Source organism: Ardenticatenales bacterium (assembly GCA_020634515.1).
In the GTDB taxonomy this organism is placed as follows: Bacteria; Chloroflexota; Anaerolineae; order Promineifilales; family Promineifilaceae; genus JAGVTM01.
In genome coordinates this window covers 72,652-87,399 of the sequence record JACKBL010000002.1, presented here as the reverse complement: position 1 = coordinate 87,399, position 14,748 = coordinate 72,652, and the positions used below count along the sequence as shown (strand labels likewise).

Sequence of the window (14,748 nt, the reverse complement as noted above, 5' to 3'; positions counted from 1 at the left end):
CAACCTGAATTCGTGTCTTTCCGCGTCCTGGCTCTCCAGCCCGCTAGCCCCATACAAGACTACGCTGCAAACGCTCAATCTCGGCGGCTAGCAAAGCGCGCAGTTCCATAAAACGTTAACGCGGCATTCAACTGCCGGCAAAAGCCTCAGCCAGTGCCGCTGTATCATAATATTCACGCAGGCGGATGATCTTGCCGTTGCGGATCGTAAAGACGTGCGCCCAGTCGCTCTCAAACTCACGACCAGTGGCCTTGACAAGAACCCGTTCGTGTCCGAGGGAAAGGACATGCTCCCCCATAGAAATGATCTCGTGCGGGCCAAACTCCTGCACGGCACACGTCTGGCCTACAATCGTGAAAAACTCCCCCATGCCCGCGTGCCCCTGCCAATAGCCAGCGTAGGGAATGTCTTCGGGGCGCCCGTTGAAGTGCCAGTCCACATGTTCATCCAGCGTACTAAAGATGCCGGCAATATCGCCCCGCCCAAAAGCCGCATACAAATCCTGGACCACCTGTACATTATTTACTTCATTCATTTTCTACTTTCTCCATGTTAGATACTTCTTGCCACTTAATTGGATGGTGGTAGTATAGATCATGCCTCTGACCGGCTGACAGACTAATAACTGCTCATTTTCTGACCACTTTTCTGCGCCCATATTGGACATGCGCAGGGTGGAGCCAAAATCAATTACTATTGGCTGGGAGATTGTGATGGCTCTCTCACTGGCGGAACGACTAGAGCAGGCACGGCGGCAGCAGTTTGTGGGCCGCACCCACGAACGCGAACTGATTCGGGAGGCGCTCACCTCTGCCAACTGCCCCTATGCAGTCCTGTACATTTGCGGTCCGGGTGGCGTGGGTAAGACGAGCCTGTTGCGTGAAGCCACTCACCTGGCCGGGCGAACAGGAGCCACCATCCTATCTCTCGACGGACGCAACCTGGAGCCCTCCCCCGCTTCTTTTCTTGGCACTTTGCAGCAGTTGCTAACCGTCTCCTCTGGCGAGGACGTCTTCACGGCGCTGGCGGCAAAGGACACGCGCGTCCTCCTGTCAATAGATACGGCAGAACTGCTCACGCCATTAGATGGCTGGCTGCAGGACAATTTTCTGCCGCTGCTTCCCGCCAATGTGGTCGTGATCATGGCCGGGCGCCATCCCCCGTCGCTGCATTGGCGCACGGATCCCGGCTGGCAGCAGTTAATGCGTATCATCCCCCTCCAAAACCTGTCACAGGAGGAGAGCCGCGCCTTGCTCATGCGGCGGCAAGTGCCGGCACGAGAGCACCTCAGCATTCTCCAATTCACCCACGGGCATCCCCTGGCCCTCTCACTTGTCGCCGATGTGCTGCTGCAGCAACCTGAGGCGCGGTTTTTGCCCGAAGATGTGCCCAACATTATCAAGGTGCTGCTGGAACAGTTTTTGCAGGAAGCCCCTACCGCCAACCACCGCGCTGCCCTGGAAGCGTGTTCCCAGGTGCGTCTGATGAACGAGCCCCTCCTGGGAGCCATGCTGCAACTGGCTGACCCTCATCCCGTCTTCGATTGGCTGCGCGGGCTCTCTTTCATGGATGTTGAGCGGCGCGGCCTCTTTCCGCACGACCTGGCGCGCGAGGCGCTGGCTGTCGATCTACGCTGGCGCAACCCGGATTGGCAGGCGGAACTGCATGCCCGCGCCCGCGGCCACTACATGGCCCGCTTCCGCGAGAGCAACCAGCGAGAACAGCGACAGGTCCTCTCTGATTACATTTTCCTCCATCGAGACAATCCCGTCATCCGCCCCTTTTTTGAGTGGCAGTCTACAGGCACGGTATTCACCGATCAGTTCCAAGAAACGGATCAGGTTGCGGTGCTGCGAATCATCCGGGCGCATGAAGGCCCGCAGGCCGCGGCCATTGCCGCCCACTGGATAGGGCGTCAACCCCAGGGCGTCATTGTCATGCGGCGAGCAGATGGCTCGGTAGGAGGCGTGTTATTCATGGTCGCCCTGGAGAAAACGGACGCCGAAGACCGCGCCGTCGATCCCGGAACTGCCGCTGCCTGGACCTATCTGCAACAGCACGCGCCGCTGCGCCACGGAGAGACAGCCACCCTCTTTCGTTTCTGGATGGCCCGTGACGAATATCAAAATGTATCCCCCGTGCAAAGTCGCATTTTCCTAAATATGGTGCAGCATTATCTCACCGTGCCTGGACTGGCCTACACCATGATCCCCTGTGCGCAGCCCGCATTCTGGGCGGAGATTTTCCACTACGTGGACATTCATCCCGTCACCAGGGCAAATTTCACCGTGGACGACCACACGTTTGGCGTTTATGGGCATGATTGGCGTGCTACCCCGCCACTGATGTGGCTCTCCATGATGGCCGAACGGGAACTCAGTCCTGGCGTCCCTGCCGGCAGCGCTCCCGCTCCCGCTGCCACGCCTGCCGGGGAGCGGGCGTTGCTGGTACTGAGCCAGGAGGATTTCGCGGTAGCGGTACGCCATGCGCTGCGCGATTTCACCAGTCCGGCCTTGCAGGAGAATCCCCTGCTGCGCTGCCGCCTGATCATCGAGGGCAAGCCCGACGAGGAAAGCCCAGCGGCGCGCGCGAGGGCGCTGCAGGATTTACTGCGAAAAACGGCGGCGGCTTTGCAGGCGTCGCCGCGCGAGGCAAAGAGCTATCGCGCCCTCTACCACACTTACTTCCAGCCCACGCCGACGCAGGAAAGAGCGGCAGAACTGCTGGATCTGCCGTTCAGCACCTACCGCCACCACCTGCGCAAGGGAGTTAATCACCTCGTGAACCAGCTGTGGACGCTGGAATTAGGCGGCGGAGCGTCAGCAGACGGTGCTTGACTCTGTCTTTGTTGGAGAACCAGGCAAAGCTACGAGGACAACAGTGCGCTGTCTGGTGGCTCTCCTCCCTCCTTGTTGCCGCAGTTGGTTGTCTGCAGGTGTGCGGTTGCACCCAACGGTCAGCGATGAACTTTGTAAGCGTAAAAGAGCGGATTGGCGTAGACGCCTTCGAACGTGGTCAATTCGCCGTTGGGAAATGCGGCCTCCACCTCCTGCACTTCCAACGACCGTTCAGGGACGAAGATAAATACCAGGTTCTGCGCCGTGAGGGATGTATCCGGCACCCCTGGCTCGTCGACATCAAACAGGTTCACGTCCGGCTGGAACTCTGTAGAGAGGAAAGGGATAGTGGGGAAGTCCACGTACATGGCCGGCGCGCCGTAGAAGTAGGCGGTCCAGTCATCTCCCTCTATGGTGTTCAAATAGTCGGACATGCGCGCGGCGATTTCGCTGTTGCGGTCGCCAAAACGGTGTTCGGCGCGATATTGCCCGAAATAAAACGTCACGTCGCTGACGGCAAAGATCAGGGCCAGCCCGGCCACGGCGATGGTCCAACCGCGGCGGCTCAGTTTGAAGCTCTCGCCCAACCGCTCTCCGATCCAGACGAGGGCGGAGCCGGCCAGCAAACAGGCCGCGGGCAGGGCAATGAGCAGGCGATGGCTGGCGGGGGGGGTGAGCAGTAACATGCCGCCACCGATGATGGTGATGAGCAGCCAGATGAGGAGCCAAAAGTGACGCGGGCGGCGAATCTGCCAGAGGGCCAGCCCCAGGCCGAGGACGAAGAAGAGGGCAGGGTAGGTGGAGAGGAGGGGAATGCCGGCATTATACGACAAACTCGTATCCACGCTCCCATTAAACGCCAGCGCCGCCTGCCGCCACTGCTGACCCAAAATCGCCCACAGCGACACCCCCTGATTCGCCGCTTCCTGCTGCAACCACCCGTTCTGCAAAATCCCTAACGCATTGACCCGATCCAGGAAAATGGGCAGGTTTTGGCGGTAGAAAAGAAGCTGCGGCAGCGCCACCAGCAGCGCCAACGCCGCCCCGGCGAAAATATGCCGCCGTTGCGCCCACAGATTGTCCCCATCCGCCACCGCCCAGATGAGCGCGCCTGCCGGCATCAACAACGGGAACAGATGCGCGCTCGTAAACCAGTACGGCGTCAGCCCCACGCACAAACCCGCCAGTAGCCAGCCAAAACGATTCCCCCGCTCCCGCGCCACGATCAACATCCCCACCGCCACCAGGACCCACAGCGGATCCCAGATGTTCGTCATGCCCAGGCGGGCGTAGTGGATGTGGGCGTGCGCGCCCGCCAGCAAAATGGCGGACACCAGCCCCACCTCGCGCCCCCACAGCCGCCGCCCCACCAGATACGTCGCCAGCACCGTCAGCGCGCCCACGATGGGCGACCACATGCGCACCGCCAGCACTGAACGCCCAAAGAGCTTGATCGGCAGCGCCAGCAGCGCCAGCGACAGCGTGGGATTGGTGAGCCAACCCGTGGCAAACGGATTGCGCGCCTGCCCACTGGCGATGCGCCACGCCTCCAGGCCGATGTTGGCCTCCGTGCCGTTCATGATGAACGGGTGCTGCGTCAACTGGAAGCCGCGAACGGTGAAGGCAGAATAGAACAGGACAAACATGAGGCCCAGTTCCCAGCGGGGTGTCCGTTTCAGTCGCGGCCACAGATGCAGCCCCTCCCCCGTGTGATGCAGCGCGTAGAATCCCAGGCCCATGCCGGCAATCCACAGCAAAAGCGCCAGCAACGGTTGCTGCATGTCCGGGGGGCGATCCGCTACCGGACGGGGCGCTAATAAAACGAGAAGGAGTGCCGGCAAAATCAGCCATCGTTGGCGCGGTATCCGGCGCAAATCCGCCAGCGTGGGCAGCCCTCCCTCACCGCGCCGCGCCGCCCACCCCTGCCACAACGCCAGCGCCAGCGCCACCAACGCAAACCCAAACAGGCGCAAACCGCCGCCCGGCGCGTCCGGCTGGCTGCTGACCGCCGATTGCCCTAACAGGGCCAGCAACAAACTCAACAGCACCAACGCGGGCGTGAGCAAGTCGCCCCGCCGTCGCCGGGGGCGCGGGGGAGGGGACACAGCGGGCAACGTGGCCGGAACCTGCGACGGAGCCAGTGGTTCGATCATTGGCGGCGGCGCGGACGGCACAAAAGCATCCGGCAACGGTTGCCCGCCGGCAAGTTCCGCCGGCGTGAATGGTTGCGCGGGGGGAAGCTGTACGGCAATGGGACCATCGGCGCGTTTGCGGGCTACCATGAAGATGTAGGCCCCTTCCGCCGGGGCCTCCTCCTCGTAAAATGGACGTACCCATCGCTCCGTGCGGCGCAGATTGCTCTCCCACGGTCCCAAAATCCAGTGCCCGGTGAGGGCGTGGCTGATGGCTGCCGGCATTCCCTGTACGTGTCCCCATTCCAGCGCCTGCAGCGCCTCCCGCGAGAAGTAATACTGCCATCGTTCGACGACAAAGCCGGCGCGCGCCAGCCGTTCCGCCCAGACCTCGGCGGAATCGGTATGGGCGTGGCGGGAAATGCGGTTGAAGAAGGTGCGATAGTTGTCCGCCAGCCCATCCAGTCGCATCCTTTCCAACATGGCGGCCCCGCCCAGGTATTCGGTGAACAGGTGGCTGGGCATGGTGATCAGCAGGCGTCCGCCGGGTTGGGTGACGCGGCTGATGTCGTTGAGGACGCTTTGCACGTCGGGGATGTGCTCCAGGACGGAGTTACTGATGACGGTGCTGAAGGTGTGGTCGGGGAAGGGCATCTGGTCGCCGAATCCTTGCAGCACGTCGTTGTACATCTGGCCGCGGCGCGCTTTTTGCAAGGGTCCCCACCAGGGGTCGATTCCCACGTCCAGGGGGTGGGAGAAGGTCATCTGGGCGAAGTGTCCATCGCCGCAGCCCATGTCGAGGACGGGGCCTTCGAGGGTGTATTGTTGGTAGAATCTGGCTTCAATGGCGCGGAGGAGGGCACGAAATGCCGGCACGCTCTTCAAATGCCGCCACAGCAAATCCTCCTCCGCTGCCGGCACATCTCGTCCCATCAAATTTTGCTCAAATATCATGACCTGATCCAGGTTGCAACCTTTTGATAATGAATCGTTTCGTCAGCAAGATGCCACCAGATCGCCGGTAAGCATAAGGTTAGGAAGTGACCGCAAATGCACCCCAGCACCAAGGTTAGGCAAAGTCCTGGCAAAACGATAGGTGTTCTTCAAAGATTCAGCCGTGTAGTTGCTGACGATATTGACCAAAGCATGGCTCAATAGGCTCCTATGTGTTTGACCTGGCACGATGATACCCCCCATGTTCACGACCACTCAGGAACCATTCAACCACCACTGGCGCAAAATCCTGCGCGTTGCTTGTCAGCAAAATACGATTTTGCTTTGCTGCTATTGCCAAAACCACCTCATCGTCTGTTCCTGCCGGCAATTGCGTTTGCACCAAAACAGTGTCAGCGCCGACTTCTTCGCCTACCTTGATCAGGCCACCCCATACATGTGCGTCAAGTAAAAAACGAGGCGTACTCATTCCGTCCGCCCGGTTATCCGAGCAGGATCAGCAGGTGAAAAATGAACTGACCCGCTTCTTGACTATCTCGTCGTTACGCCCATGCCTCAGATCGTAATCAACTCAACAATCCGTTCACGCTGACCAGGGCGTCATCCAGCAATGCAATGACTTCAGCACTGAGGGATCGATTATGCATTTGGGCGCGCTGTTGTATGCGGTCATAAATGGATTCGGAGACGCAACGAACGTGTAAAGCTGGCATGGATATCACCTCCGTTTGCGGAGATACTATCCTGGATGGTTGCCCAATGCAACAAAGCAACAGCCTATTAATTTGCTCTTGAGCGCCCTTAATGCTTATCACTGCTTGCCGCCTTCATCTGGCGCAGCCGGTCATAGGCGGGCGGCTCGGCGGTGTGCGTGGGTCTTTCGCCCCGGCGCAATCGTTCATACAGGCGCATGTACTCCTGCGCCGTCTGGTCTGGGCTGAAGCTGTCGCCAATCAGCCGCGGCTGCCGTACATAGGCCGCTTTTTGCCCCAGCACACGAATCAAGGCATCCGCCAGGGCGTCCGCGTCGCCAATGGGGGTCACTTCGCCCATGCCCGTCATGGTGACAGGCTGGCGCACGCCCGGCAGATTGCTGGCGATCACGGGCGCGCCGTTCATCATCGCCTCAATTTGCACCAGCCCGAAGCTCTCCGTGCTGTTCAGACTGGGAATCACCAGGCAGTCGAGATTCTGGTAGAAGGCGGTGAATTCCGCGCCATGCAGCGGCCCCAGGAGGGAATAGACCCCTTTGTAACGGTCAAAAAGGGGCGCGAGGTGGGCGTAGTAGGCTTCCTCGCCCAGTACGTTTTGGTACGGACCGGCGTGCAGCACGCGCACGTTGGGGTAAGCGGCCAGCACTTTGGGCAGCGCCTGCAGCAGTATCTCGACGCCCTTTTCCGCGGCCAGGCGAGCAGCAATGCCGATCACCAGGGAGCCGTCCAGGTGGTGGGCGGCGCGAAAGGCGGCGGCCTGATCAAGCGGGCAGGCGGCCAGTTCCACGGGGGGAGGGATGACGACGAGCTTGCGGTTGAGGTAGGGGGACAGGAAGGGGGAGTTTTCGCCGTAATCGCGGGTATAGGTGACGACGGCGTTGGCGAGTGTGCCGGCAATTCTATTCATCCCCCCCACCACGCCATCCACAAAACGATTGAAAGCTCCCTGCGGCAGTTGCAAGTCGCAATGATACGTGAGAACAACCGGTTTGCGGAAAAGGCGACCACGCAGCGCCAGGCCGGGGGCATCGAATTGGGGCAGATGCAGATGCACCACATCCGCTTTCCACGTTTCCAGCGTCGCCCAGTGACCAAAGGTGGGCATAATCACACCCTTGCTGATGCGAAACAGCACCGGGACGCGATGAATTTTGACGCCATCGACGATTTCGCGGCGCGGCAGCGCGGGATCATACTGGGAGGTCAGCACGGTCACATCATGCCCCTGCCGCACCAAAGCGCGGCTGAGGCGTTCAACATAAATCGTCAGCCCGCTCATGTGCGGGCGATAGTAAGTCAATACTTGTAGAATCTTCATGCAGATTTGCCAGGCAGTTCCCGCCGCGAAAGCGACCATTTGCGGTGGGTCGATGCGCCTATGTTGGCGCAGTGTTCATCCATCTACGTTTTATACACGCTTGTTTCGCAGTCGGCGCGTCATGTGTACCACGTTATCCAGTGTTGCGCCGACAAAGCGCAGGCCGATGATGCCCAGAAGGACGTTGAGGACGAACGTCATGGCGTGGTAGAGAAAAGCAAAACTGGCGGATTGTGCTTCCGGCTGCACCAGCACTTGCGTCAGGGCGGCGATGACGCCGGCGTGGTAGACGCCGACTTGCCCTGGCGAGGAGGGGGCAGCTATGCTGAGGGCGGCGGCGCAGACGACAAAACCGGCCATGGCCCAGGTTGGTTGCAAGTGGACGGCAAGCAGCCCGCAGTAGTAGGCGAAGATGACGGGCAGCCAGACGAGGATGCTGAGGCTGAGGAGGATGAGGGCGTCGCGCCAGCGGCTGAGGCTGTTGAGACCGATGAGCAGGTCGTCGATGCGGCGATTCCAGGTGTCGGCGCGGAGGAAGGGAATGCGCAACAAGATGGCGTCCGTGAGGCGGGTGACGCGCCGGCGTTGGTTGGCGGCGAGGATGAGGATGAAGGTAGCGGTGATGGCCAGAATGCCGGCACTCAACCCAATCGCCCGTACCTCCGCGGAAACCGTCCCCACCTGGGACAGCGTCAACGGGAGCAGCGTCACCATAAACAGCAGGTCCAGCACCCGCTCCACCACCATCGTACTCACCCCCTGGGGGATCGTCACCGGCGGCACACCGCCAATCAACACCGCGCGCGCCACGTCACCGATGCGCAGCGGCAGCAAATTGGTCAGCATGTAGCCAATATTCTGGATGTGAAAAACCTGTCCATAGCTTACCTGTCGCGCCAGCATAAAACGCCAGCGCACCGCCCGCAACAGCATAAAAACGATGAAGGCCACGCCGCTGAGCAGCAAGTAGCCATAATCCGCCGTCAGCAGCGCCTGCCAGATTTGCGCGGGGTTGATGAATAGAAATATCGCCGCCAGGCACAGCAGACTGATGAGAATGCCAATCCAGGCGCGAATGGACTGCGAACGGGTGGTACTTTCCATGACGGCGGGATTATAATGTGTCGGCGGCGAATCGAAAAACGCGCGCGGGCAACAATCTTGACACAAATCCATAAACGACGACCGACATCAACGAACAACTCACTTGCTTGTCACTGAAAAAACCGGGTTTTTCGAGTGTCCGGCCGAAATTACCAGAGTGGTTCATGTGTAAAAACCCGGTTTTTGGCCTTTTTTCAGTAGAGTCACCGTTTATCAGTGAAAACATCATCACAGATTGCGCAGATGACGCAGATTTTTTTAATCCGCGTTTATCCGCATCCTATTTTTGCAGGAGTTTCTCATGTCGCAGAATGCTGTGTATGATCTGGAATCCGTTAATCTTCCCCGCATGACGGGTAGGGCTTTGCGCCTGCTGGCGGAAATGCTGGAGAATCCGCGCACGCGCTGGGTGTTGGGAGGACGGTTGTTGCGGGATGCCGGCATCACCCACTTCCGCGCCACCCCCATCAACGAACCCCCCACCTACTACCCCCACCATCCCTTCGCCGCCCCCTCTGCGCCACCCGACGCCCCGCCGCCGCCCCTCGCCCCCCACCTTGCCCACGTCCCCACCGCTTCCCCCTTCTCTTCAGTTCGTGACTACGCGAAGGCGTACCGCGCAGGCGAGACAACCCCCACCGCCGTCGCCGCCCGCCTCTGGCAGGCCATCGCCGCCAGCGAGCAGCAGCACCCCCCGCTGCACATCTTCATCGCCACCAACGAAGCGGACCTCATGGCGCAGGCGGAAGCCGCCACCCGCCGCTGGGCGCAAGGGCAACCTCTCAGCCTCTTTGATGGCGTGCCCGTGGCCGTCAAGGACGAAGTGGACATGGTTCCCTACCCTACCACCGTGGGCACGCGCTTCCTCGGCCAGCGCCCGGCCACAGAAGACAGCACCGTTGTCGCCCGCCTGCGCGCCGCCGGCGCACTCCTCATCGGCAAAGCCAACATGCACGAAATCGGCATCGTGCCCACCGGCCTCAACCCGCATCACGGCTTCGCCCGCAACCCATACAACCCGGCGCATTATACCGGCGGGAGCTCCAGCGGCTCCGCCGCCGCCGTGGCCGCCGGACTCTGCCCCGTGGCCATCGGCGCGGATGGCGGTGGTTCCATTCGCATTCCCGCGGCCCTTTGCGGCCTCGTCGGTCTCAAGTCCACGTTTGGCCGCGTCAGCGAGTATGGGGCGGCGCCGCTGGATTGGACGGTAGCCCATTTGGGACCGCTGGCGGCCACCGCCGAAGACGCCGCCCTCTGCTACGCCCTCATTGCCGGAGCCGACAGCCGCGATCCGCACTCTCTGGCCCAACCGCAGCCAGACATCGCCGGTTGGGACAACACCGACCTGCACGCTGTCACGCTGGGCATTTTTCCGCCCTGGTTTGAACATGCTACGCCGGAGACGGTCGCCACATGCCGGCAAACGCTAGACGGCTTCCGTACCCAGGGCGCGACCATACGCGAAATCACCATCCCCGAACTCAACCTGGCCCGCATCGCCCACGTCATCACCATCGCTTCCGAAATGCTCACCGGCATGCAGCCCTACTACGACCAACACCGCCGCGATTTTGGCCTGGACGTTCGTATCAATCTGGCCCTCACCCGCCTCTTCACCAACCGGGATTACGTGCAAGCGCAACAAATGCGCACCCGTGCCATCGGCCATATGCGCGCCGCCCTGGCGCAGGTAGACGCCATCATCACGCCCACCACGGCCATGCCCGCGCCGCCCATCCCCGCCGACGCCCTCCCCGATGGGGAATCCGACCTGAATCTGCTCACGGAACTGATGCGCTACGCCTTCATCGGCAACCTCACCGGGCTGCCCGCCATCACCTTCCCCGCCGGATACGACCGGCATGGCATGCCCATTGGCTGCCAGGCCATGGGGCATCCCTGGCAAGAACGGCTGCTGCTGCGCCTGGCCCACGCCGCCGCGCAATTCACGCCCCGCCAAAAACCGCTGGTGTCGTATGATTTACTGTCATAAACACACCCTCCATTCAAACCTTTCGCAAACAGTTGCGAAATCAGGCATCATTGAACCATGAACGACAAATCGTCCAACATAGAAGCATTGGATTTGAAAGATAGCGTTGCCGAAAAACGCAAATATAACGTCCTCAATGTGCAGGATGCCCGAAAAGTCACCAGAACCTGGCTCGAAAGCATAGACCTGAGCCAGGCAATCAGTTTAGGCTTGCCCGAAATTGATGACCGCTACCACTTCTGGCGAGTGCCACTCTTAAGTCAGGACACGCACGAAAGAGTCGGGGAGGTTGTCATTGACGCTTATACCTCGTTGCTACTAAGAGAAAAATCCACCTCTCCAGATGTTCTGGAGACGCGATTGCTCAAGCGTAAGACAAAAAAGAAGAAACAATCGCCTAAGAAAAAAACGTACCGCCCATCCAATCTGCGTAATACCATTGCCTGTGGCGCCGCCGAACAGATTTTGCAGGATTTCCCCGCGGAATCCGTTGACCTCATCTTTACTTCCCCCCCTTACTTCAATGCCCGCCCGGAATACGAGGATTACATTTCCTACGAAGAATATCTGCTAAAAATGAAACAAGTTATCCAGGCGTGCCACAGAGTACTAAATGAAGGACGGTTTTTTGTCATCAATATATCCCCCGTTCTTGTCCGACGTGCCAATCGAAGCGAATCCTCAAAAAGGCTTGCCGTGCCATTTGATATGCACAGGCTGTTTATAGAAGAAGGTTTTGACTTCATAGACGACATCATCTGGGTAAAGCCAGAAGGAGCGGGGTGGGCAACAGGACGGGGTCGGCGGTTTGCCGCCGATAGGAACCCTTTGCAATATAAACCCGTACCGGTAACGGAATATGTCCTCGTCTATCGCAAGCATACACGACGGTTGATTGACTGGAATATCCGTTCCCACCCTGATCAGGAGACTGTAAAGGCATCCAAAATCTCCGATGATTACGAGAAAACAAACATATGGGAAATAACCCCGACCTATGACACGGAACATCCCGCCGTATTCCCAGAAGCGTTGGCGGCAAGAGTGATCACCTACTATTCATTCATAGATGACGTCGTTCTGGACCCATTCGCCGGTTCCGGGACCGTGGGGTTGGCTGCTACCAAATTGAAAAGGCGATTCGTTCTGGTAGAAAAAGAGCCTGAGTACATTAACATCATGCGGGAACGTGCCAAAAAATGGCTGGGGGAAGATGCCGCGGATGTCCTTTGCGTTAATTGCTCCCCCATATCCGTTGATGATATTTTGGTGTAGAAGAAAGCCATATGACTGACAACAATTATGTCACTAGTTTCGTTGAACTCCTGGATGAGGAAACACAAACCCTGCTGGTCACAAGTGGCTCGGAGCTAATCAAGAAAATAGGTATCGAGGTTGCGCGCTCTGTTGTTCTTGATGTGCTGTCTGGTCATAACCTGAGAGATTCCACTGAAATGCTCACCCGCCGCCGACTGGCTTTATTGAATGCGGCCACGGTGCGCATGATGGTTAAAGGGATTTCCATTCAAGCCGACTTCATTGAAAGGCTTCCGGAAATCGCGGCAAGAATCCTGGCGTAAGGAAAGTTGTCAAAAGGGGAGCGATGGCTGGCTCAGTGGGTCTTGGGTCTGACCGACAAAGCTTCACAGAACGTATTGCGTGACGATACTAATCAGCTCGCTCAGTATCGCAAGCAGTACGAATTGGTCTATGATGATGTCATTAGCGAGATAATCTCCCAACACGGTATCCTTGACGGCAAAATAGTCCTGAATCAGAGGGCGGTTGCTGACTTGAATTGGAAGTTTATCCTCTATCTTCTGGGAATGGTTGGCGCGCAAACGTTGACGATACGCGGATCTGAAAAGTCAGTTTATGGCAAATTGTTTGAGCGTCTGGTTCTTGGCTCTTTGCTACATATTTTGGGTTTTACCTATACAGGAACAGACGGCGCCATCAGTTTCCAACGAGAGTTCTGGCTATCTTCACAAGGAGAACGCCGAGAAAGCGATGCGACAGCGCTATGGGAAGCGGGAAAAGGGGCGCGTTTTGATATTGGCTTTATTGGCAGAGGAAATCCAGAAATCTCACTGGACAAGGTGACACGTTTTGCCAGAGAAATTGAGCTTGGCAGATCAACGTGGTACATGGCTACGATCATCATCGTTGATAGGATAGCTCGCGGCAGCAAAATACAAACCCTGGCGCGTCGGGCTGACGGGGATATTGTGCAGATGAGCATGGCGTACTGGCCGCAAGAGGTGGCCAGAATTCTTAACGAAAGGATGGGGTTTGAGCATCCATTAGTCAAAATGCCACGCGCTGAAGTTGGGGCATATCTGACTCAGGTGGTCAATTCAGTGCCCTTGGCTCAGTTTCTGCCCAACCACGAATAACGTGCCGCACGAGCTAACAGAAGGAACACGGATTGTGTCACGCATTTGTATTGTCGGGTTGGGACTGATGGGCGGTTCGCTGGCGTGGGCGCTGCGGCCGCATGTGTCCGCGTTGGTGGGGGTGGACCGGGATGAGGAGACGGTGGCGGCGGCGCTGGCGGCGGGGGTGATTGACGCGGGGACGACGGATTTTGCGGCCGGGGTGCAGTCGGCGGACCTGGTGGTTTTGGCGACGCCGGTGCGGGCGATTCTGCACCTGCTGGCGGATCTGCCGCGGGCGCGACCTGAGGGCTGCCAGGCGCTAGACCTGGGTAGCACGAAGGGGACCATTTGCGCGGCGATGGATGAATTGCCCCCCGCGTTCGCGGCGATAGGTGGGCATCCGATGTGCGGCAAGGAGACGGCGGGCTTTGCCGCGGCCACGCCGGACCTGTTCCGGGGGCAGACGTTTGTGCTTTGCGAGACGGCGCGGACGACGGGGGCAATGGCGGAAACCGCGGCGCAGGTGGTGACTTGGATTGGGGCACGGGCGCTGCCCATGGCGGCGGCTGCGCATGATGGCGTTGTGGCCGTCACCAGCCATCTTCCGTATCTGGCGGCGGCGGCGTTGATGCGACAGGCGGCGGCGGCGGCGATGGTGGAGCGGCGGGTGTGGCCGGTGAGTGCGTCGGGGCTGCGGGATACAACGAGAATTGCCGGCACAAATCCCGACGTGATGCTCGATATTCTGCTTACCAACCGCGCCGCCGTGCTGCAACAACTGCGCGGGTTCCAGGCCAGGCTCGTCCAATTGGAAGACCTGCTGCGGCGCGGCGACGAGGCCGCGTTACGCGCGTGGCTGGTTCAGGCGCAGGTAGCGCACCAAAGTTACCAACAGGCAAAGGCAAGTCCGTTTCTCGATCAAGAGCCGACGGATGGATTTGAGCGAGGTTGATGATGTATTTACTAATGATGGTTTTGGATGACAGCGGGAAGTTGAATGAGGTGTTGGCGGCGTGGCGGAATGCCGGCATTCTAGGCATCACCATCCTGGAAAGCACCGGCGTCAACCGCATCCTCATGCGCACCCAGGCCCAACCCATGATGGCCAGGTTCAGCCAATTCCTCGGCGCGCCCCAGACCGGACATCATACCCTGTTTGCCGTCATTAACTCACTCGAACTGGCGGAAGCCGCCGTAGCCGCCACGGAAAACGTCCTCGGCAGCCTGAATAAGCCGCACACCGGGCTAATGTTCGCCCTACCCATCTCCCGCGTCTGGGGAATGCCCGACGAAATTGCCGACAGCCACTAACACCCCCC

General features: G+C 59.3%; 12 protein-coding genes. 7 read left to right on the top strand and 5 right to left on the bottom strand.

What is annotated here, in order from left to right; translation table 11 throughout:
• Positions 1-127 precede the first annotated feature (127 nt).
• Positions 128-535 (bottom strand): nuclear transport factor 2 family protein, encoded by a 408-nt coding sequence (locus H6650_05000; GenBank protein MCB8951353.1) that lies wholly within the window; start codon positions 533-535, stop codon positions 128-130.
• A gap of 178 nt (positions 536-713) precedes the next feature.
• On the opposite strand from H6650_05000, the gene H6650_04995 reads away from it, so the two are divergent.
• Positions 714-2,837: an AAA family ATPase gene (locus tag H6650_04995; protein ID MCB8951352.1), complete on the top strand. Its 2,124-nt coding sequence runs from the start codon at positions 714-716 to the stop codon at positions 2,835-2,837.
• Between the two features lie 119 nt (positions 2,838-2,956).
• Here H6650_04995 and H6650_04990 read toward each other — a convergent pair whose 3' ends face one another.
• From H6650_04990 to H6650_04975, 4 genes are all read right to left on the bottom strand, one after another.
• On the bottom strand, positions 2,957-5,923 hold the full coding sequence (locus H6650_04990; protein MCB8951351.1) for a glycosyltransferase family 39 protein: 2,967 nt from the start codon (positions 5,921-5,923) through the stop codon (positions 2,957-2,959).
• A 208-nt stretch (positions 5,924-6,131) separates the two neighbouring features.
• Positions 6,132-6,392, bottom strand: coding sequence for a DUF5615 family PIN-like protein (locus tag H6650_04985; protein MCB8951350.1), 261 nt, complete (start codon positions 6,390-6,392; stop codon positions 6,132-6,134).
• A gap of 332 nt (positions 6,393-6,724) precedes the next feature.
• The gene (locus H6650_04980; GenBank protein MCB8951349.1) at positions 6,725-7,954 is read right to left on the bottom strand and encodes a glycosyltransferase family 4 protein; all 1,230 of its coding nucleotides are present in this window, start codon (positions 7,952-7,954) and stop codon (positions 6,725-6,727) included.
• A gap of 90 nt (positions 7,955-8,044) precedes the next feature.
• On the bottom strand, positions 8,045-9,058 hold the full coding sequence (locus H6650_04975) for a flippase-like domain-containing protein (GenBank protein MCB8951348.1): 1,014 nt from the start codon (positions 9,056-9,058) through the stop codon (positions 8,045-8,047).
• A gap of 301 nt (positions 9,059-9,359) precedes the next feature.
• Here H6650_04975 and H6650_04970 point away from each other — a divergent pair, with 301 nt between their 5' ends.
• The 6 genes from H6650_04970 to H6650_04945 are packed head-to-tail and all read left to right on the top strand — an operon-like array spanning position 9,360 to position 14,740.
• Positions 9,360-11,051 carry an amidase gene (locus tag H6650_04970; GenBank protein MCB8951347.1) on the top strand — a complete coding sequence of 564 codons (1,692 nt, stop codon included), beginning with the start codon at positions 9,360-9,362 and terminating at the stop codon, positions 11,049-11,051.
• 57 nt (positions 11,052-11,108) lie between these two features.
• Positions 11,109-12,326, top strand: a complete 1,218-nt coding sequence (locus H6650_04965; GenBank protein ID MCB8951346.1) for a site-specific DNA-methyltransferase — start codon at positions 11,109-11,111, stop codon at positions 12,324-12,326.
• 11 nt (positions 12,327-12,337) lie between these two features.
• On the top strand, positions 12,338-12,631 hold the full coding sequence (locus H6650_04960) for a hypothetical protein (GenBank protein MCB8951345.1): 294 nt from the start codon (positions 12,338-12,340) through the stop codon (positions 12,629-12,631).
• Between the two features lie 6 nt (positions 12,632-12,637).
• A complete protein-coding gene (locus H6650_04955; protein ID MCB8951344.1) occupies positions 12,638-13,447 on the top strand; it encodes a CfrBI family restriction endonuclease in 810 nt (269 codons plus the stop codon).
• Between the two features lie 34 nt (positions 13,448-13,481).
• Positions 13,482-14,381, top strand: coding sequence for a prephenate dehydrogenase (locus H6650_04950; protein MCB8951343.1), 900 nt, complete (start codon positions 13,482-13,484; stop codon positions 14,379-14,381).
• Positions 14,381-14,740, top strand: a complete 360-nt coding sequence (locus H6650_04945; GenBank protein ID MCB8951342.1) for a hypothetical protein — start codon at positions 14,381-14,383, stop codon at positions 14,738-14,740. Before H6650_04950 ends, H6650_04945 begins: the two co-directional genes overlap by 1 nt.
• Positions 14,741-14,748: the final 8 nt, after the last annotated feature.